Consider the following 18951-nt stretch of genomic DNA (forward strand, 5'->3'; position numbering starts at 1 on the left):
CGGTTCGCTGGACCGCCGCGACCCGCCGAGCCTTGCCGTGGCCGCGCTCAAAAATACCGGACGAAGGTCTTCTTCTTGAGCTTGTCGATGTATTGTTTGGCCAGGCGCGCCCGCTCCTCGACGACGAGCGTCTTTTCAATCTCGTCGCGCACTTCGCTCAGCGGCCGGATGTGCGCCGGCTTGCGATCTTCGACGAGCATGATGAAGCACGCGCCGGGCGTGTCGATTACGGGGCTGACTTCGCCGGGGTTGAGCTTGAAGGCGACGTCCGCCAGTTCCTTGCGCAGCGTGGAGCGGTCACCCCACCCCCAGTCGCCACCCTGACCGCGTTGTGAGCCCTGCGAATAAACCGTGGCCATTTCCTGAAAGGAGGCGCCCTCCTTGATCTTTTGCGCGATGTCGTGGGCGAGGTTGACGGTGTTCGTGTCGGTTTCGCCGGATTTGTTGAGGACGATCATGCGCAGCTTGACCTGGTCTTCGACCTGATAGTCCTGCTGGTGGTGCTGGTAATACTCCTCGATTTTGTGCGGCGAGATGATCAGCTCGGCCGAAATGTTTTTGCTGCGCAGCGCATCCACGATGATTTGATCGCGCATCTGCTGGCGGAATTTTTCGTAGGTCTGACCCTCGGCCTGCAGTGTCTGGGTCAGCGTTTTCCGGTCGCCATACTTCTCGCGGATGCGGTCCTGAATCGCCTCGTCGATGATGCTTTCGGGCAGGTTGTAGCCGGAGGCCTGATAGTCATGAAGAATCAACTGCCGTTGCACGAGCTCATCGAGGCTGTTACTGCGCAGTTCGCTGACCTTGTTCATGAACGCCGCCCGATCGTTGCGGAGCTGGCGGAGCGCGACGTTGACCGCGGGGGCCGCGAACAAATCCACCTCCTGGTAGGTGATGACCGAATCGTGGACGATGGCGTTGATGCCGCTGGCCAGTTCGGCCCGGGTTTTACCCGCCAGCAGCACCACCAACAACGGAAGCAAAACAACGCGCAACGATTTCATCCGAACCATAAGTGGATACTAACAATGCCCCCCGGGGGGTCAAGCGCCGCACCGGCGGACGGCTTGACGGACGCGGCGGCTCTGTTAGGCTGCCGAGCGTGAAGGGCAGCCGTTATTTTAGCCGCGTGTTTGCGTTCCGGTTTTACTGGCCGGACGGGACGGGCTTGCGGCTGCCTTGAAGCAAACATTCGTTGAACCCGATGCCGCAGGTCGCCACGCCTGCGGTTTTTTTGTGACGATCTCCGGCCAACCCCACAAACCATCATGATCATTGTGCTCAAACCCAAAATCACGCGCACCCAGGAACGCGACGTGTTGCAGGAAATCCGCAAGCTCGGCTACACGCCTCACGTCATGCGGGGCGTCGCCCGCGTGGTCATTGGCGCCATTGGCGACGAACGGACCCACAAATCGCTCGAGACGCTGGCCACCTGGCCGCAGGTCGAGAGCGTCATGCCCGTGCAGAAGCGTTACAAGCTCGTCAGCCGCGAAGCCCACCCGCAAAACTCCACCGTCACCGTGCGCCGGGAAACCCTGCTCGGTGGCAAAAAGTTCCAGGTCATGGCCGGCCCCTGCTCGGTGGAAAACGAGAAGCAGCTGCTCAGCACCGCCGCCGCGGTTAAAAAGGCTGGCGCCACCATCCTCCGCGGCGGGGCCTTCAAGCCGCGCACGTCGCCCTATGAATTCCAGGGGCTCGGCGAAAAAGGCTTGAAGCTGCTGGCCAAGGCACGCCGCGAAACCGGTTTGCCGGTCATCACGGAATTGTTGTCGGAGAATCACGCCGAACTGGTGGCGGAATACGCGGACATCCTGCAAATCGGCACCCGCAACGCGCAGAACTTCCAGCTGTTGATCGCCGCGGCCAAAACCGGCAAGCCCGTGCTGCTCAAGCGTGGCCTGTCGATGAAAATTGAGGAATGGCTGCTGGCCGGCGAATACATCCTCGCCAACGAAAATCCGAATTTAATCTTCTGCGAGCGCGGCATTCGCACGTTCGAGACCTACACGCGTAACACGCTGGATCTTTCCGCCATTCCCATCATCAAACGGGAGTCTCACGCGCCCATTGTCATCGATCCCAGCCAGGGCGCGGGCCGCGCCGATCTGGTGGCCGCGATGTGCAAGGGCGCCGTGGCCATGGGTGCCGACGGATTGCTTATCGAAGTGCACCCCAATCCGGCGGAGGCGTGGAGCGACGGCGCCCAACAACTCACGTTGGACGGTTTCGGCCGGTTGATGGAAGAGCTGCGACCGTTCATTGCCGCCGCCGGGCGCGAATAGTCCGACGGAACGGATCAGGCCACGTTGAGTGCACTTTGCAGGTCGCGTTCGAGGCGGGCAAACGCCTCCCGCAACTCGGGCAGCAGGGCGGTCGCCACCCCGAGGTCGCCGCGCTTGGCGGCCTCTTCGATGCGCAAGGTCAGGTCCACCGCGGGCTGGGCGTTGAATTGCAGCGCCGAGCCCTTAAGTTTGTGGGCGGTCCGGGCTGCAGTTGCCGCATCGCCGGCCTCGACCTCGGCGCGCAGTTTGGTCAGCAGCCCGGGCGTGGTTTCGGCAAAGAGCGTGACCAGCGTGCGGAACATTTCCGCATCGCCCTCGATGTTGGCGAGGCATTGCTGATGATCGTAACTCGGGGTGCGCGCCGCCCACCGGCCGAGACGCTGCATCACGCGATCGATGGCGTCCGCCAAATCCTGCCGCCGCACCGGCTTGGTGACGTAATCGTCCATGCCGGCCCCGAGATAACGTTCGCGGCTGCCTTTGATGGCGTGCGCGGTCAGCGCGATGATCGGCGTGTGAGGTGTCCCGGCGGCCTCCATGGCCCGGATGCGTTGGGTGGCCTCCATGCCGTCCATTTCGGGCATTTGCAGGTCCATGAAGATGAGGTCAAACCGGTCGCGTTCCACCGCCTGCACGGCCTGCCGGCCATTGCGAACGGTGAACACGGAATGCCCCATGCGCGTGAGCAAATGCATGGCAAGTTCGAGGTTCACCTCGTTGTCCTCAACCAGCAAAACGCGCAGGCGCTCGCCTGTTGCTGGAGCCGTGGTCTGCACCACCAGCCGGACGCCTTCCGGTTGCAGCACGGTCAGAATGGTGTCGAGCAGTTCGGACTGTCCGACCGGCTTGGTCAGCGCGTAATGGATGCCTTCCTCCCGGCAGCGGGCCGTTTCGCGGGCCGGTTCGGCGGACGACAACATCATGACGACCGTGGCGGACGGCATTAGTTGTTTGCGCAGCTCGCGATTCAGGGCGAACCCGTCCATCTCGGGCATTTCGTCGTCCAGAAGCACGAGAGAATAGGGGTGCTGCGCTTCGGCGGCGGCCTTGAGTTCGGCCAGGGCCGCCCGGCCGTTGGCCACGGAAGTGGGCTGCATCCCCCACCCTGTCACCATTTCGCAGAGAATGCCCCGGTTGGTTTCGTCATCATCCACAACCAGCACGCGTTGCGCGGCGAGCCGCTCGGGAACGTGCGGCCCGTCCGCCTGTGGATCGGTTTGCACGCGGAGACGCGCGGTGAAATGAAAACGGCTGCCCTTGCCCACCCGGCTTTCCACCCAGATTTGGCCGCCCAGCATGCGCACGAGGTTGGAGCAGATGGCCAGACCGAGGCCGCTGCCGCCAAATTTGCGGGAAATGGTTCCGTCGGCCTGCGTAAACGGCTCGAACACGTGCAGCAGCTTTTCCTCGGGAATGCCCGGCCCGGTATCGAAGACAATGAAATGCAGGTCGCTTTCCTCGGCCTTTTTTTCAGGCAACTGCCCGCGGCGCTGGGCCAGATGAACCGTATCACTGCCGGCCCGGCGCACCTCGACGCCCACGTGTCCATGCTCGGTGAACTTGATGGCGTTGCCCACGAGATTGATGATGACCTGCCGGATGCGAACCAGGTCGCCTTCCAGGATGTTCGGCACGTTGGGCAACACGTGAAACGTCAGCTCCAACCCCTTCTCGTGGGCCCGCAAGCCGAGCGATTTGAGAGTCTCGTTGAGCGCGTTGCGCAGGTTGAAGCGTTCCAGGTGCAGTTCGAGTTTGCCGGCCTCGATTTTTGAAAAGTCCAGAATATCGTTGATCAGGCGGAGCAGGTCGTTGGCGGAATTGCGCACGGTGCCGAGATAGCCGCGCTGCTCGGCCGAGAGCGGCGTCTCCAAGGCCAGTTCCGTCATGCCAATGATGCCGTTCATGGGCGTGCGGATTTCGTGGCTCATGTTGGCGAGAAACTCGCTCTTGGCCCGGTTGGCGGCTTCGGCGGACTCCTTGGCTTCACGCAAACGTTCATAAAGCCGCACGCGCATGATGGCCGCGGCCGCGCGGTGCGCGAGCGTCGAAAGGAAGTCCAGGTCGTCCTGGGAAAACTGGCGCGGCTTTGTTTCCAGGGCATAAAGCACCCCAAGCGCTTCCCCTTCCGCCAGCAGGGGAAAGCCCGCGTAGGCAGACAACCCGGAGGCTCCCAGGATGGGGTTGGTATTCAGCGTGTCCTCCCGCATGTCGCTGACAATGTGCGGCTGGCGGTTCTCCACGATCCAACGGCTCGCGCCCCCCTCGCGCCGCACATGTTCGGCCGCATACTGCCGCTCGTGGCCGGCCTCGGTGGACGTGCTGAGGGTGAAGGCCTGTTTGCGGGCGTCCCACAACACCACGCTCGCCTCCGCCGCCGGCAGGAGGTTTTTGGTGGCCAGGGTGATGCGTTCGAGCACGGCCTGCAGCTCCCGTTGCTCGTTGATGGAAAGCTCGATTTCCGCCAGCGCGGCCTGCCGCTTGAACTGTTGCGCTAGGCGTTCCTCGGCCTTCTTCCGTTCGGTGACATCCTCCGAAACGCCGATAAAGTTGATCAATCTTCCCTGGTCATCACGCACCGGAGAGATCGTCACTTCGTTCCAGAACAACTGCCCGTCCTTGCGGAAATTGCGCAGAACGACGTGGCACGAACGCCCCTGCCGCACGGCGTCCCGCAGTTCCTCCACCCCGGACTGGTCACGGTCCGTGCCCTGCAAAATGCGGCAGTTGCGACCGATCAGCTCGGCCACGCTGTAACCGGTGATGCGCGCCCAGGCGGGGTTCGCGTAAATGACCGGGTTGTCCGGCTGGTTGGGGTCCGTGATGATGATGCCGTTGCTGGCCGAAGTGATGGCACGCTCCTGCAGGCGCAACCGCGCCGTCATGCCCGCGGCGATGTCATACGCCTGCCGCCGCGCGCTGACCTGCATGAACACGACCCCAAAACCAAGCGCGGTCAGCGCCAGCCCGCAGACCAGCACAACCAGCGGCTGGCTCGAGGCTCGGGCGGCGCGAAAATCGGCCGAGGCCGAATAAAAAATCGTCCATGTGCGGTCGCCGAAGGCCAGGGTGTTCGTCAGCATGAACGGACGGCGAACGTTGTCACCCGCGACATGCAGCTGCCCGTCGTAGTCATAGATGAGCGTGTCGCGCGTGAGCACGGGACCATCGAACACCTCGAAATCAATGTCCGTTTCGCCGGCCTCGAAAATGCGGTCGAGGAGCGCGCGCAGCGGGAACCGGGCAAACACCCAGCCGCGCAAGGCCGCCCGGCGATTCTCCACGCTGGTCAGCGGGATGTTGTCCACATACACGGCCAGATACATGCTGATGATGTCCTGGCGGCGGCGGCCCTTGCCGACGTCCGATTTGGACGTGAGCGTGGCCTCGCCGAGGTCGCACGCGGCGCTGGCGGCGGCCAGTTGATTGGAATCGCTGGCGATGTCGAATCCCAGCCAGGATGACTCCTCCGGCATGGGCGCGATGTATTTGATGGGAAAGTATTCCGTCCGGTTGGTGGTTTCCGGCCAGATTTGATAGTCGGGCAGAATGGTCCGGCTGGCTTCACGGACGAAGGAGTATTTTTGCCACTCCGGAATGCGGGCGGCGTAACCGATGGTGGAAATTTCCGGGTAGAGTTTGGAGACGGCCAGCTGGTCGAGGTAGGCGCGCCACGTCTTGATGTCCGTGGCGGCATCCGGCGGCACCAGGGCGGCCGCACCGCGCAACGCCCGCTCGCCGTTGCGCAAGGAATCCAGGAGGTCGCCGCGCACGCGGTCGCACCGGTTGTTGAACTGGATCTGCTCCTGATTGCGGTAATGATGCCGCGCCTCGTTCCATAACAAGGCGGTGCCGGCCAGCCCCAGAATCAACAGCCCCCAAGCCAGGCGGGAACCGAATCCGAACCGGCTCAGCAACGTGCGCAGCATGTCCTGCTGCTCCTGTTCGGGGGCGCTGGCTTTCGGCTGGTAGGCGGAATTCATGGGTGGAACGGGGCCGCAATCTCACCAATAGTCCATTTTCCGGCTCGCTGGCAAGCCCGCCGCCACAGTCGGACCATAAAAAAACCCGGGCGGATGGTCGCATCCGCCCGGGTCCAATTCAAACGGCCTCAGAATGTGTAGGCCAGGGCACTGACGAGTTTCAGGTCGTTTTTCTTCCGACCCGGTGCCGGCTCGTTGTCGAAGGTGTCCTGTAAAAAGGTGCGCAAGCTGAGCTTCTTGGTGATGGCCGTGTCGAGACCGACTTCGGCGTTGATCACGTAATTGTTGAAATCATCCATCTGGGGCAGCCATTCGAGCGATTGCCACATCTTGGCGTGTTCGGTGAATGTGTGCTCGAACCGCTCCGCCACACGCAGGGTGGCGTAACCGTCCGTTTCGCCGCCGAGTTTTTCATAGACAAACCCCGGGCCCACTTCGCCGCGCAGGAAGGTGGTCTTGTTCTTGATAAAGTAGTAACCCACGCCCGGGCTGAGCGTCAGGCGGTAATCCAGATCCGCCACGGCATCGTGCAGGGCATCCACGCGCATCAATCCGAAGAACCGTTCGGAAAACAGCCGGTTGTATTGGCTGAAACCGTGCAAGCTTTCCGCGTTCTTGACGCCGTTGGCCTTGCCGTAAGTGCCATCCACGCCCAGGTCCAGTTCATTGGCGGTCCATTTGCGCGAGGCAAGGAGGTTGGCGGTGAACGTTGTGGAGTCCGAATTGCCACGCGTCAGCGTCAGGCCCGCCGCAGCGGAGGTTTTCCACAGGTTGGTTTCGGTGGCAGTCGGCGCGCTTTGCGCGAAACCGGCGGTCGTCATGGCGACCAGCCCGCAGGCAAGTGCGATTTTGTGTTTGAGGGTCATGTGTTGTTTTTTTATTGCGAGGTTTTCAGGCTGCCGGTTGGCCGCCGTGCGCGCAAATCGCCCCCGACGGGGCCGGTCGTAAGGCAGCACCGGCAGCTTCCGGATTGTGTTTGGGGGTGAGGGTTACTTGTTCAACAGATTGCCCACCGCGCCGGCCGCGTTGGTGGCGCCGGCCGCGGCCATGGCCTTTTGGATCTGTTCCTTCAAGCTGGTCACGAGCTGTTGCTGTTCCGGTGACAGCTTGAAATTGTTCACTTGCTGGAGGGTGTTCAGTGCATCGGAGTATTTGCTCTGCCCCAACAGCGTTTTCGCCTGGTCAATCAACTGATTCACCTTGGCATTCACGTCCGCGGAAGCTGTGCTGGTCGCCGGCTGCACGGCGGCACTGACCGTTGAAACGGCGGCGGTGGCGGCCGACTTGACCTCAGTGGCAGTCTTTTCCACCATCGGTTTGGCGGCATCAACCGCTTGGTTGGCCTCGGTGGCGACCGCGTCCGCGGCCTTCTTCATTGTGTCGCCGGTGGCCTGTGCGGCGGACGTCCCCTGATCAGTTGACGTGCCGGTGGTTTCGGATTTCTTTTCGCACCCCGCCAGGAGTGCGACTGCGCAGCAGGTGCCGAGGGCCAGGATGGTCTTTGTTGTTTTCATGGTTTTTCCTTAACTGAAGGCTGGCAGGCCGAACGGGCCTGCCAGCCGGTTGCTACGTCGTCAAATACCCTTCGCGCTCAATAAACGCGAGTGGATTCTTCCGCCGAGGTTGGCGCCGGAATGTCCGTGGACGTGCGGATGAACGTCACACGGGCATCGCCCGCCTGGGCGCCCTTGGCCTTCACGTGATATTCGAAGGATTGCTTCGGCGCGAGGCGCGGGAAGGCCGGGAACGTCACGGTCCTGCCCGCAATCGTGCCACCGTTGTCCGCGCTGACCGGCGTGAGTTCCTTCGGGAACTCAACCACCACTTTGACGTTGGTGTCTGCGGCCGTGCCTTGATTGGTCACGCGCACGTAGTAGGTCGTCTCTTCGCCCACCTGGATCGGGTCGGGATTGTCGCCCTTCTCAAGCAGCAGGGCCGAGATGCCCTTCCACACCGTGCAGGCTTCCGCCGAGTCACGGAGACCATTGGCGGTGTTGACGGCAACGTTGTTGCAATGCGTGCCGACCGTCTCCGTGGTCAGCACCACGGTGAAGGACTTCGTGGCGCCCGCGGCGAGTTCGCCCACGTTCCACGTGATGTTCTTGCCATTCACGGAGCCGCCGCCGGCGTCCACGACGGTGGTCGCCGCCGGAGCCGTGTCGGTCACGACCACGCCAGTGAGTTTGGTGTCACCCGTGTTGGAAACGACGATGTTGTAGCTGGCGCGCCGGCCGAGGAACTGCTCCTTCGGACCTTCCTTGGTGATCTTCACACCGGGCTGCTCGATTACCGTGCAGGCTTCGGCGTTCACCTTGCCGGCATTGCTGGACGCAGCTTCGGCCACGTTGCACACCTTGCCGCGTTGCGTGGCCTTGAAGGTGACGGGCATTGTCTTGGACTGGTTCGGGCCGAGGTCGCCTACGTTGACGGTGACCGGGTTGCCGCTCATGCCTTTCGGCACGGCGTCGGTGACGACGACGTTCTTGGCCGTGATGTTGCCCTTGTTCATGACCGTCACCGTATAGGTCACGTCAGAATTGATGAGCGCCGTGGCCGGACCGGTCTTGGTAATCGCCAGATCGGGTTTACCCACGAGCGTGGAGATGCAAACCTTCGGCACCGCAGTAACCGTGGCGCAGTTGACCAGTTCACCTTCCGAATCCGCCTTCACGGTCACTTTCATGGTGCGGGATTCGCCCCGGTTCAGGCTGGCGACTTTCCAGACGAGCGTCTTGCCATCCACCGCCGCCGCCGGATCACTGGAGACGTAGCTGGAACCCGCCGGGATCATGTCGGAGATGACCACGTCCGCGACGTCGCACTGGGCCACAGCGGTCAGGGTGTAGGTAATGTTTTCGCCGAGCGCCGCGACGGACGGAGCCGACTTGGTCAGTTTCACCAGACCGCAATCGGTCGTCGCTGTGCTGTAACCTTCACGAGGGGCCGGCGCAGGGGCCGGCGCTGGTTTTGTTGTTACGGGCACCGGGGCCGGCTTGGCGGCCGGCGGAGCGGGTTTCGCCGAGCTACGCATGAAGGGAGACTTGCCCGTGTAGTTCCCCAGCGGGATTTCGTAATTGTTCCGATATTGATCCGTCCACTCGTCGCCCCCCGCACTTTGAGCCTGCATGCGCGCTGCTGGCCATGCGACCAGCACGGCCGCAAGCAGACCGGTTCCAATGTTTTTGATGGTGGTTTTCATTCCTGTCTCCATTTGGTTTGTTGTTTTCGCTCCGCGGCCCAGCCTCTGAAAGAAGGCGCCGCGTTTTCCCCTTGCTGATACATACCCTGCGACTCTCTACCCCCCATCCGCAGCAAATGACGGCGCGCTGGGGGGTGAGGAAAAAGAAAACGCTTCCATTCTTCCGATGAACTGGGGTTCGAACGAAAGAGACACAACACCCGTTGCGCCAGCCCTGTTCGAATCTGCCTTTAGGTTAAGCCCAAGATGCTAAAAATCAAATGGGCGCCCCTTCTCAGGGCATCCGATCCGCTTATATTGAAGGCTAAAATCAGTCCGGAACGGATGTCGAACTACCGGGCTTTTCGGCATCCAGCATAATGATCTTGCGACCGGAAGACTTGCTGCTGGACAGGCTGTCCATGAGGGTGGGAGCCACAGGGGATGCCGGGGCCGGCGCGGGGGCCGCCGGTGTCAGCGCCGAACGCAGGGCGCCCTCCACGAGTTGTGCGCAGTGGATCTTCATCGGCGGCAACGGCCCCAGTTCGCCGGCGAGTTCTTCCGTCTTGAGGGCCAGCGCCTCCTCGGCGGTTTTGCCGCGAATCAACTCCGTGGCCAGGCTCGCCACGGCAATGGCGGTTTCACAGCCGAAGGATTGGAAGGTTGCCTGGTCGATGACCTTGCGCCCGCCTTCCTCACGGAACTTCACCCACATCCGCAGCATCTCGCCGCAATCGGAGTTGCCCACCGTGCCCACGGCATCGGCGTTCGTCATCTCGCCAACGTTCTGCGGATTGGCCAGCGCCGCGCGGATTCGTTTCTCCAAATCTTCATTCATGATTGAAATTTACCGCAGAGACGCGGAGATGCGGAGAATTATGTTTGGAAAGCAGGAAGGAGCTTTCAGGAGTTTTTGTTTCTAAAATCTGCATCCTCTATGGATCGAACATTTCCAACTCTGCGTCTCGGCGCCTCCGCGGTTCATCCCAATTTGTATCGCCGGACGGACGAATCCACTTCCTGCGACCACGCGTCGATGCCGCCACGCAGGCAACGCACATTCTGCAAGCCGTGGCCCAGAAAATACGCCGCGGCATCAAGCCCATTCTTGCCCTGGTGATCTACGACGACAAGCGGCCGCACGTTGGTGCCCTCGGCCATGATTTGCTGCATCACCGGTTGCGAAAGGAGAATCGAGCCCTCGATGTGGACCGCCTCGAACTCCTCGCGTGAACGGACATCCACCAGACGTAGCGCCGGGTCTTGTTGGCGCCAGTCCGCGAGTTCCTTCGCACCGATCAAAATCTTCTCATCCTGCTCGTGGCTGCTTTGAATGTGCGCGAGCACTTCGGGCACATCGAGATTACCATTGCGTTCACAGACGCCCGCGAGCGTTTCGGTCGGTTGGAAGCCGCAACTGCTGCACCCGCCGATGTGATAGCGCCGGAACAACGCCCGTTGCGCGCCGGGATACGCGGCGAGCACTTCGCTCATCGGGGATTGTCCAGTGATGCCGGGATTCATGCGCCGAAGAATTTTTGAATGTCCGCGAGCACCGTGACGAGCCGGTCGATTTCCGCGGTCGTGTTGTAGAAGTAAAAGCTCGCGCGGCTCGTGGATTCCACACCGAGCTTGCGCATCAGCGGTTGCGTGCAGTGATGGCCGCCGCGCAACGCGACGCCTTTCTGGTTCGCCAGCTCGGTCACGTCGTGCGCATGGATGTCGTCCAGGAGGAAGCTCACCAGACCCGCGCGACCGATGTGCGGACCGAAGATGCGGATGTTCTTCAGCGCGGTCAGCCTCTCGAACGCATACGCGCCCATTGCCATGTCGTGCTCCGCGATTTTGTCGCGGCCGAGGGCATCGAGGTAGTCCATCGCGGCGTGCAGCCCGATGGGACCGGAGATGTCCGGGGTGCCGGCCTCGAACTTGTGCGGCGCGGGCTTGTAGGTGCTCTTCTGGTATTCGGCCGTGAGAATCATTTCGCCGCCGCCGTGGTAGGGCGGCATCTGCTCCAGGATTTCACCGCGGCCGTAGAGAAAACCAATGCCCGTCGGGCCGCACATCTTGTGGCCGGACACGGCGAGGAAGTCGCAGCCGATCTCCTGCACGTCCAGCGGACGATGCCCCGCGCTCTGCGCCGCATCCACCAGCGTGGTGATGCCCTTCTTGCGCGCGCGGGCGCACAATTCGATGACGGGATTGATGGTGCCGAGCGAGTTCGAAATGTGAACCATCGAGAAAAGCTTCACGCGGTCGGTCAAAAATTCATCCAGCCGGTTCAGGTCGAGCAGGCCAATATCGCCGGTGATGGGCAGGAAGCGCAGTTCCGCGCCGGTCCGCTGCGCGAGCAACTGCCACGGCACGATGTTGCTGTGATGCTCCATCTCCGTGAGCAGGATGACGTCGCCCGCCTTGATGAACTGGTTGCCCCAGGCCGTGGCGACGAGGTTGATGCCCTCGGTGGTGCCGCGTGTCCAGATGATCTCGTCAGGGCTGCGGGCGTGAATGAACTTCGCGGCGCGTTCGCGGGCGGCTTCGAAGTGATTCGTCGCGCGCATGCTGAGTTCGTGAATGCCACGGTGCACGTTGGCGTTGTCGCGCTCGTAATAGTTGACCAGCGCCTGCACCACCTGTCGCGGCTTCTGCGACGTGGCGGCGTTGTCGAAGTAAACCAACGGCTGTCCATGAACCTGCTGATCCAGGACCGGAAAATCCTTCCGTAAGGCCGACCAATCAACTTGCTGTGAATCGCTCATTGGAATTAAACCGCAGCGGCGCGGGGGCACAGAGAAGAGTTGTCTCTCCGCGTCCCCGCGGTAAAGAATCACATCAGGCCCAACTGCAACTTCGCCGCCTCGGTGAGCATGCCCTGATTCCACGGCGGATCCCAGACGAGTTCCACCTGCACGTCCTGCACCGGATCAATGCCCAGCAGCTTGTTCTGCACGTCCTGCTGCAGCACCGGCCCCATCCCGCAACCCGGCGCAGTCAACGTCATCTTGACGCTGACCTTGTATTCGTTGCTGCCCATGGGCTCGACGGCACAGTCGTAAATCAATCCCAAGTCCACAATGTTCACCGGGATTTCCGGGTCAAAACAGGTCTTGAGCAGTTCCCAAACCTGCTTCTCCACCTGCTCCTGCGTCAGCGGACCGCCCGCCGACGCGGCGGCTTTGGCCGCCACCTCGAACCCAAGTGCGTCGGCGCTTTGGCCGTCAATGCGGAACATGTTGCCGTTGACAATGACGGTGTAGCTGCCGCCGAGCGACTGGGTGACGTAGGCCTGTTCGCCCTTGAGCAGCGTGACCTTCGTGCCCGCCGGCACGATGGACGCCTCGACATCGCGGGTCAGTGTGACTGGTTCGTTTGCACTCATGGAAAAACTTCAGTTGTGTTCGTCTTCGGTTGAGACCGGCTGGCCTTTGCCTTTAAGCGCGGCCACCAACGCGTGCCAGGACAGGATAGCGCATTTCACGCGCGCGGGAAACTTGTGCACACCCGCGAACACCGCAAGCTTGCCAACTTCACCTTCCGCCCGGCCTTTCGTGACCAGTTCGCGCACCAATTCAAACATCTGGGTGGCCTCGACGCGCGTCTTGCCCTTCACCGCCTCGGTCAGCAGCGAGGCCGAGGCCTTGGAAATGCAGCAGCCCGAGCCGACGAACGTGGCTTCCTTGATGGTGTCGCCCTCGAGGTTGAGGAACAGCTTCAACTGGTCGCCGCACAGCGGATTCTGGCCCTGCGCCGAGCAGGTGCACTGCGGCAGCTCGCGGAAATTCCGCGGATTCTTGCAGTGGTCCAGAATCACCTGCTGATAAAGATCGGCGATGTCGTCGAACATGGGCGACAATCTAACCGATTTCGGCCCGACGTCACGCCGAAGGTTTCGCAAAACTTCAGGAGGGCAACTTTGACCGAATGGGTAAAGCGCAATTACAGGTGTAACCACTTTCGCAGCCGCTCATTCAACGCCTGTTGGTCGGCGATGGAGATGGTTCCCACCACTTTGAGGACGAGATGCTCCTCCACGGTGGCCAGCTGCGACTTGATGCCGGACGGAACATTTAGTCCGGCCGCACCCCAATCTCGGAGCGGCAAATCGGTGTTGGCGAGGACGGAAGAGATCGGAACCAGGAACAGATCCGCCCCGTTGCGCCCGACGACGACTACCGGACGAACTTTGCGGCTGGTCAAATCCGTGAAAGGAATTGGAAGCAGGACGACGTCATTTCTGTAGCAGTTCATTGAAGACGTCATCCGCGTCGTTGGCCCACACCTTGGTCAGCGACTCCTCGGAAAGCTTTAGCCAGGCTTCCCGCTCGCCATCCCGGCTCTCGATGGTGACGCGCACCCGCGCGTGCTCGGGCAATGACAACGGCTCCGGGAGGAGAAGTTTCCCGTTTTCGTAGATGGCATCCACGGTCGTTGACATGGTGTGAGAGTATCGCGGGGTGGCGGGCTTGGCAAGTTGGCGGCATTGGCGCGGTGGGCAAGCTGGTGGAACTGCGCTCACCCGCGACGCCGGAGGCGATATGTAGCAATATTAACAGTTTGAGCAGAGGATCCCACTAATCTCGTTGCCAAAAGGACTGCCACTGCTAAAACCCTCGGTGGAAAGGAAAGGTATGGCTGACATCACTTTCAACTGCCCATACTGCGAACAGAAAATCGAGGCGCCAGAAGAACTCGCAGGTATCAAGGCGGAGTGCCCCGAGTGTAAGTGCGAACTCCATATTCCCAACAAGCCTGCGCCACCTCCCCCACCGGTAACACCAGTTATTCAGCCAGCGACCGGGAGCACTTCACGTCAATCTTCAGCTCCTCCTCATTTTGTTGCCGCCAAATGCCCAAGTTGCGGCGGAGATTTGCAAGTTCCTGACAATCGTGAGCAAGTTAAGTGCATGTATTGCGGCGGCGCAGTAATCATTCGCCAAGCAATCCAGTTGGTTTCCTCCGCCGTGAATTTGGATAATTTGATGGAACTGGCTAGAGCCGCTCTGGATGCAAACAATCCCAAAGAGGCATACGACTACTTCACCAAAGTTTTAGAGCACGATCCTAAAAATCCTTCTGCGTGGGCAGGCAAGGGCGAGGCGGCTGGGTGGATGTCAACTTTGGGCAATTTCAGACTGACGGAGATGCTTGCAGGACTCAACAATGCGATCAGCTACGCGGACGATGAATCTCAGTCGTTAATGTGCGAGCGTTGCTCGAACACGGTCAACACGGTTGCGATGGCCTGCTTTTCCCTCGCTCGAAATCATGTGCTGGAGTTCGCGGGAGTAGAGGGTGCTTGGGTAGAATATTTGGACCGGTGTGAAACCATCGTTGCTGCTCTAGAGGCTGGCCTTTCTTTCGACCCGAGCAGCAGGACGGCGATAGAGAACATCATCCTAATTTGCGTCAGAAATGCCGAAGGTCTCAGCTTCAAAAACTACGACAATCTTCCAAGTTCGCTTTTCGTAAGCGAACAATACGAATCAGTTCTGAGAGCTAGGATCGACAAGTATTCGGCAACAATGAAATTGTTAAACCCTGGTTTTACCAAACCTGTGATTCAAAAGGTTTCGAGCAGTGCCGGGTGGGATTTTCTGCGTGCCTTATCGGGCTAGCGGGCGAGGCGGTGCTTACTTCCCTGCCACCAGCGGATTCGCCTCCAGCCGCTCCCAGACGAGCTGGTCCAGCTCCTGCCGGACCGCTTCGTGGCGCACGCGTTCGATGATTTCACCGGCGAAGGCGTGAATCAGCATGCGCCGCGCGGTGTCCGGGCCGAGGCCGCGGGAGCGGAGGTAGAAAATGGATTCGTCGTTGAGCTGGCCAATCGTCGCGCCGTGCGTGCACTTCACATCGTCGGCATAGATCTCCAGTTGCGGCTTCGTGTCCGCCGTCGCGTCCTCGCTCAGCAGCAGGTTCTTGTTCGTCTGCTTTGCGTCCGTTTTCTGCGCCACGGGATGCACGTAGATGCGCCCGTGAAAAACGCCCTTGGATTTGCCATCGAGAATGCCGTTGAAATACTCGTGGCTGGCGCAGTTCGGCTGCGCGTGCTCAACCACCATGTGATGGTCCGCCAGCTGGTCGCCCTTGGTCAGGTAAAGTCCATTGAGCACTGCCTCCAGGCCTTCGCCCGCCAGGTTCGTGCGAATGTTGTTCCGGGACAACCGCGCCCCGAGCGCAAACGAGTGGCTGACGAACTGGCTCGTCCGCCCCAGCTTCGCGTGCAGCGCCGCCACGTGGAAGGCAGCCAGGCTTTCGTCTTGATACTTGCAATGCTCCAGCACCGCATGGTCGCCCGCGACAACCTCGGTCACCACGTTGTTGAAATACGCGGCGTCGGCCGTGCTCGCGTAACTTTCCAGCACGGTGGCCTGGGCGTTGGCTTCCACGATCAACAAGTTGCGGGCCTGGGCGGTCGCCCCGGCCTCGTTCGCGGTCGAGAGGTAAAGCAGATGGACCGGCTGCTCGAGCACCTTGCCGGCGGGAACGTGAACGAATCCCCCGTCCGTGAAAGCGGCGCTGTTGAGGGCCGTGAAGCCGTTGCCTTCGCCATTGGCCTGCCGGGCGAGGTGCGGTTCGATCAGGGCGCTGTTTTCGGTCAAGGCGGCAGCCAGGTTCTTGACCACGACGCCGGCGGGCAATGTGCCGACCTGGGACAAATCGGGCGCGAAGCGGCCGTTCACAAACACCAGCCGGTGGGCGGCCAGGGCGCCGAACGTGCACCGCTTCACCACCTCGGCATCGGGAGCCGAGCCCGGGCCGGCGGGTTTGAGCGCCAGTTTGGTGAGGGGCGCCACGTTGGTGAAACGCCAGTCTTCCTGCGCGGTGGTGGGGAACCCCTGCGCCGCAAAATGCGCGGCACCCGCTTTCCGGATGGGCGCAAGCCACGCGGGCTGGGCGGCGGTTTGGCTGGGGGCCAGTTGCTGCAACAAGGCGGCGGTGTTCTGAACTTCCTGATTTGCCATTTTCAAAAGTTTCGGTTCACGAAAAAGCGCGACACTTTTCCATGCCCGGCGCCCGCACGCAAGTGGCCAGAATGGGAAATTGGCGACACCCGGGCACGGTTCGGGCAGGCGAAAGCCAGAGGCGCGGCTGGCGCTCCCGCCCTGAATTGAACAGGGATCAACGGTTTAGGAAACCGCCGCTCTATCCATTTGAGCTACGGGAGCCGCCGGCCAACAAGCGCAGTCTATGCCACGGCAAAAAGTCGCGGCAAGCGGTTTGGCGCTTTGACAATCCGCGCGTTCGCCCCGAAATTCGGCGCAGCTTCACAATCAAGCTGGAACACGAACGATTTGGCACGATGCTGGCAACACCCGAAATCATTCAGGAAACCGAGCAGTGGAACCGCCTGGAACAGGCCCTGCCCCAGTGGTTCACGCGGCCCCTTTATCGGGCGCGAGGCGTGGCCACCCTCAACGCCGCGGGACTGGACCGGCTGCCATTGGTCACCAAGCAGGATCTGCGCGAGAATTTTCCCCAAAATTTTCTGACGCCCGCGGAGTCGTTGGACGCGTTGCTCGAAGCCAGGGCCGTTGAATTGGAATACACGTCAGGCACGTCCGAAGACCGGGTGCCGGTGCTGTTGCCGCAAGGCTGGTGGGACGCCCAGGAGGAGCGCGCCCTGCGGTTAAATCACCAGGTCGCCGCGATGCTGGACCAGCATCCCGCGCCACGCCGCGCCACGCTGACCACCCCCGTGTGCAACGGCCAGTCCTGCCCGTCCAAGTGGCTGACCCGTGCCCAACGAACCATCGGCCGCACGCTGTTCGTCAACCACGCCCGCCTCCCCTGGCTGCTGACGGACACGGAACTCGCGCAAATGGCCGCCGAAATCGCTGACTGGCAGCCGCAACTGCTGGACCTCGATCCCGTGCATGGCGCGTGGTTCGCCCTGTATTGCGAGCGGCAAGGGCTGCGTTTCCCGTCGCTGCGCTTCATCCTGTGCAGCTATGAATTTGTGAGCGTCGTGCACCGACGGATCATCGAACGCGTGTTCGGCGTGCCGGTGTGGAACCTCTACGGCGCCACCGAGACCGGCCATTTGCTGATGGAAGGCGCGGATGGGGTAATGTTGCCCAGCCGGGAAACGGCGTTCCTCGAAGTGATTGAGCCAGACGTCCGCGGCATCGGCCAGCTGGTCGTCACCTCGCTGTCGAACGATCGCATGCCGCTGGTGCGTTATCGCATCGGCGATCTGGTCGAAGTGCAACGGCAACCCTACCGCACAACTTACCGCGTTCACGGCCGGACGCGCGACGCCTTGCGCAACGCGAATGGCCAGCGCGTCACCACGTGGGATGTCGATCAATGTTTTCACGGCGTCACCAACGTCGTGCATTACCAGTTGCGACAGGCCGAAAACGGCTCCTGCTCGCTGCGCTGTCTGCCGGAAGACCGCGAACGTCCCCTGCCCGATCTGCAACCTGTGGCCCGCCGGCTGGAAGCGCTGCTGGGCTTGAGCGAGCCGCTGCAAATTGAGGTCGTGGACACCTTGCTGCCGGCACAATCCGGCAAGTTCCGCCTGACCTGCCCGGCCTGAACGAGCCTCACTTCACGCTGCCGCCAACCGCGATGACCGGGCAACGGCGCGGAATTTCCGCTTTCCTGACGCGCCCACTCGACGTCACCCTGTTCGCCGCATGCAGCCTTTTCGCGCGGTGATTTTTGACATGGATGGCGTCATCGTGGACAGCGAACCGCACCACGAACGCGCCTTCCGCGAGGTGCTGGCAGAACTCGGCTACCCGGACCTCGGCGGGCTGCGGTTTGCCGATTATGTCGGGCGCTCGGATCGCGAACTGTGGGTGGACTTCATCGCGCGCCATCAACCGCCCCAACCGCTGGATGAACTGCTTTCCCGCAAACGCGAGCGGGTGATTGAAGTGCTGCGCACCGTCCAGCCCATCTTTGCCGGGCTGCCGGAACTGGTGGAAAAGCTGGCCCGCCGCCATCCGCTGGCCGTGGCGTCCGGGTCCGAGCCGGCGGTCATCCAAACGGTTCTCGACCTGCGCGGGCTGCGCCAGTTCTTCGCCGCGGTGGTGAGCGCAGCGGAGGTGAAACACGGCAAGCCAGCCCCGGACATATTCCTCCGCACGGCGGAACTGCTCGGCGTCGCCCCGCACGAATGCGTGGTGATTGAAGACTCCAGGCCCGGCGTGGCGGCTGGTTTGGCGGCGGGCATGCAGGTCATCGCCATTACCAACACCCACGGCGCCGAGGACTTGCTGGACGCCACGTGCGTCGTCCGCTCCTACGCGGAAATCGAAGCTCTTTTGCAGCCCTGACCGGACGCCGGTCCGCGCCCGAACGGCCCGGCTTCCAACCTTGACGCCTCCGCGAAAGCTCGCCTACTCTGGATTCACGACAGATCAACGGTTGGAGAGGTGGCCGAGTGGCTGAAGGCGATGGTTTGCTAAACCGTTATACGGTCAAAAGCCGTATCGGGGGTTCGAATCCCCCCCTCTCCGCCAATCTTCCCTGCGTTCCATCTCCCTCCGCCTGCGTTTGC

At 61.7% G+C, this 18951-nt stretch carries 17 protein-coding genes and 2 tRNA genes; 5 read left to right on the forward strand and 14 right to left on the reverse strand.

All coding sequences use genetic code 11. The features are described from left to right. Positions 1–47: 47 nt before the first annotated feature. Entirely contained in the window at positions 48–1004 is a 957-nt protein-coding gene (locus tag VFV96_08275) for a peptidyl-prolyl cis-trans isomerase (protein HEU5070395.1), read from the reverse strand. Positions 1005–1268: 264 nt separating this feature from the next. Here VFV96_08275 and aroF point away from each other — a divergent pair, with 264 nt between their 5' ends. Then, positions 1269–2285: a 3-deoxy-7-phosphoheptulonate synthase gene (gene aroF, locus VFV96_08280; GenBank protein HEU5070396.1), complete on the forward strand. Its 1017-nt coding sequence runs from the start codon at positions 1269–1271 to the stop codon at positions 2283–2285. 14 nt (positions 2286–2299) lie between these two features. Here the strand turns inward: aroF and VFV96_08285 are convergent, their stop codons facing one another. From VFV96_08285 to VFV96_08335, 11 genes are all read right to left on the reverse strand, one after another. Then, a complete protein-coding gene (locus tag VFV96_08285; protein ID HEU5070397.1) occupies positions 2300–6265 on the reverse strand; it encodes a response regulator in 3966 nt (1321 codons plus the stop codon). A gap of 128 nt (positions 6266–6393) precedes the next feature. Beyond that, positions 6394–7131 carry a DUF481 domain-containing protein gene (locus tag VFV96_08290; GenBank protein HEU5070398.1) on the reverse strand — a complete coding sequence of 246 codons (738 nt, stop codon included), beginning with the start codon at positions 7129–7131 and terminating at the stop codon, positions 6394–6396. Between the two features lie 123 nt (positions 7132–7254). After that, positions 7255–7779, reverse strand: a complete 525-nt coding sequence (locus tag VFV96_08295) for a hypothetical protein (GenBank protein HEU5070399.1) — start codon at positions 7777–7779, stop codon at positions 7255–7257. A gap of 77 nt (positions 7780–7856) precedes the next feature. Beyond that, positions 7857–9464, reverse strand: coding sequence for an OmcB family cysteine-rich outer membrane protein (locus VFV96_08300; GenBank protein ID HEU5070400.1), 1608 nt, complete (start codon positions 9462–9464; stop codon positions 7857–7859). A 310-nt stretch (positions 9465–9774) separates the two neighbouring features. Further along, positions 9775–10281 carry an iron-sulfur cluster assembly scaffold protein gene (locus VFV96_08305; protein HEU5070401.1) on the reverse strand — a complete coding sequence of 169 codons (507 nt, stop codon included), beginning with the start codon at positions 10279–10281 and terminating at the stop codon, positions 9775–9777. A gap of 143 nt (positions 10282–10424) precedes the next feature. Then, the gene (locus tag VFV96_08310; GenBank protein HEU5070402.1) at positions 10425–10967 is read right to left on the reverse strand and encodes a rhodanese-like domain-containing protein; all 543 of its coding nucleotides are present in this window, start codon (positions 10965–10967) and stop codon (positions 10425–10427) included. Then, positions 10964–12202, reverse strand: a complete 1239-nt coding sequence (locus VFV96_08315; protein ID HEU5070403.1) for a cysteine desulfurase — start codon at positions 12200–12202, stop codon at positions 10964–10966. The genes VFV96_08310 and VFV96_08315 overlap by 4 nt, the downstream gene beginning before the upstream one ends. Before the next feature lie 68 nt (positions 12203–12270). Further along, positions 12271–12822: a putative Fe-S cluster assembly protein SufT gene (sufT, locus tag VFV96_08320; protein ID HEU5070404.1), complete on the reverse strand. Its 552-nt coding sequence runs from the start codon at positions 12820–12822 to the stop codon at positions 12271–12273. Positions 12823–12831: 9 nt separating this feature from the next. Next, entirely contained in the window at positions 12832–13287 is a 456-nt protein-coding gene (locus VFV96_08325) for an SUF system NifU family Fe-S cluster assembly protein (GenBank protein ID HEU5070405.1), read from the reverse strand. A 92-nt stretch (positions 13288–13379) separates the two neighbouring features. After that, a complete protein-coding gene (locus VFV96_08330; protein HEU5070406.1) occupies positions 13380–13691 on the reverse strand; it encodes a type II toxin-antitoxin system PemK/MazF family toxin in 312 nt (103 codons plus the stop codon). After that, complete coding sequence (locus VFV96_08335; protein HEU5070407.1) at positions 13672–13878, reverse strand: antitoxin AF2212-like protein; 207 nt, start codon at positions 13876–13878, stop codon at positions 13672–13674. Before VFV96_08335 ends, VFV96_08330 begins: the two co-directional genes overlap by 20 nt. Positions 13879–14071: 193 nt before the next feature. Between VFV96_08335 and VFV96_08340 the strand changes: the two genes are divergently transcribed. Next, a complete protein-coding gene (locus tag VFV96_08340) occupies positions 14072–15058 on the forward strand; it encodes a tetratricopeptide repeat protein (GenBank protein ID HEU5070408.1) in 987 nt (328 codons plus the stop codon). Between the two features lie 15 nt (positions 15059–15073). Here VFV96_08340 and sufD read toward each other — a convergent pair whose 3' ends face one another. Together sufD and VFV96_08350 are read right to left on the reverse strand one after the other, a co-directional pair. After that, positions 15074–16405 (reverse strand): Fe-S cluster assembly protein SufD, encoded by a 1332-nt coding sequence (gene sufD, locus VFV96_08345; GenBank protein ID HEU5070409.1) that lies wholly within the window; start codon positions 16403–16405, stop codon positions 15074–15076. A 128-nt stretch (positions 16406–16533) separates the two neighbouring features. After that, a tRNA-Arg gene (locus VFV96_08350) sits at positions 16534–16609 on the reverse strand. A 134-nt stretch (positions 16610–16743) separates the two neighbouring features. Between VFV96_08350 and VFV96_08355 the strand changes: the two genes are divergently transcribed. From VFV96_08355 to VFV96_08365, 3 genes are all read left to right on the forward strand, one after another. Continuing rightward, the gene (locus tag VFV96_08355; protein HEU5070410.1) at positions 16744–17982 is read left to right on the forward strand and encodes a hypothetical protein; all 1239 of its coding nucleotides are present in this window, start codon (positions 16744–16746) and stop codon (positions 17980–17982) included. A gap of 100 nt (positions 17983–18082) precedes the next feature. Then, positions 18083–18727, forward strand: coding sequence for an HAD family phosphatase (locus VFV96_08360; protein ID HEU5070411.1), 645 nt, complete (start codon positions 18083–18085; stop codon positions 18725–18727). 93 nt (positions 18728–18820) lie between these two features. Beyond that, positions 18821–18913 (forward strand) — tRNA-Ser (locus tag VFV96_08365). Positions 18914–18951 lie beyond the last annotated feature (38 nt).

Source organism: Verrucomicrobiia bacterium, from assembly GCA_035765895.1.
In the GTDB taxonomy this organism is placed as follows: Bacteria; Verrucomicrobiota; Verrucomicrobiia; order Limisphaerales; family DSYF01; genus DSYF01.

Excerpts from the sequence above, each read along its gene's own strand:
- VFV96_08310 (HEU5070402.1), bottom strand. The coding sequence starts at position 10,967 with ATGAATCCCGGCATCACTGGACAATCCCCGATGAGCGAAGTGCTCGCC.
- VFV96_08290 (HEU5070398.1), bottom strand. The coding sequence starts at position 7,131 with ATGACCCTCAAACACAAAATCGCACTTGCCTGCGGGCTGGTCGCCATG.
- VFV96_08275 (HEU5070395.1), bottom strand. The coding sequence starts at position 1,004 with ATGAAATCGTTGCGCGTTGTTTTGCTTCCGTTGTTGGTGGTGCTGCTG.
- VFV96_08355 (HEU5070410.1), top strand. The coding sequence starts at position 16,744 with ATGCTGGCAACACCCGAAATCATTCAGGAAACCGAGCAGTGGAACCGC.
- VFV96_08285 (HEU5070397.1), bottom strand. The coding sequence starts at position 6,265 with ATGAATTCCGCCTACCAGCCGAAAGCCAGCGCCCCCGAACAGGAGCAG.
- VFV96_08300 (HEU5070400.1), bottom strand. The coding sequence starts at position 9,464 with ATGAAAACCACCATCAAAAACATTGGAACCGGTCTGCTTGCGGCCGTG.
- aroF (HEU5070396.1), top strand. The coding sequence starts at position 1,269 with ATGATCATTGTGCTCAAACCCAAAATCACGCGCACCCAGGAACGCGAC.
- VFV96_08295 (HEU5070399.1), bottom strand. The coding sequence starts at position 7,779 with ATGAAAACAACAAAGACCATCCTGGCCCTCGGCACCTGCTGCGCAGTC.
- sufD (HEU5070409.1), bottom strand. The coding sequence starts at position 16,405 with ATGGCAAATCAGGAAGTTCAGAACACCGCCGCCTTGTTGCAGCAACTG.
- VFV96_08360 (HEU5070411.1), top strand. The coding sequence starts at position 18,083 with ATGCAGCCTTTTCGCGCGGTGATTTTTGACATGGATGGCGTCATCGTG.
- VFV96_08325 (HEU5070405.1), bottom strand. The coding sequence starts at position 13,287 with ATGTTCGACGACATCGCCGATCTTTATCAGCAGGTGATTCTGGACCAC.
- sufT (HEU5070404.1), bottom strand. The coding sequence starts at position 12,822 with ATGAGTGCAAACGAACCAGTCACACTGACCCGCGATGTCGAGGCGTCC.
- VFV96_08305 (HEU5070401.1), bottom strand. The coding sequence starts at position 10,281 with ATGAATGAAGATTTGGAGAAACGAATCCGCGCGGCGCTGGCCAATCCG.
- VFV96_08335 (HEU5070407.1), bottom strand. The coding sequence starts at position 13,878 with ATGTCAACGACCGTGGATGCCATCTACGAAAACGGGAAACTTCTCCTC.
- VFV96_08315 (HEU5070403.1), bottom strand. The coding sequence starts at position 12,202 with ATGAGCGATTCACAGCAAGTTGATTGGTCGGCCTTACGGAAGGATTTT.
- VFV96_08330 (HEU5070406.1), bottom strand. The coding sequence starts at position 13,691 with ATGAACTGCTACAGAAATGACGTCGTCCTGCTTCCAATTCCTTTCACG.
- VFV96_08340 (HEU5070408.1), top strand. The coding sequence starts at position 14,072 with ATGGCTGACATCACTTTCAACTGCCCATACTGCGAACAGAAAATCGAG.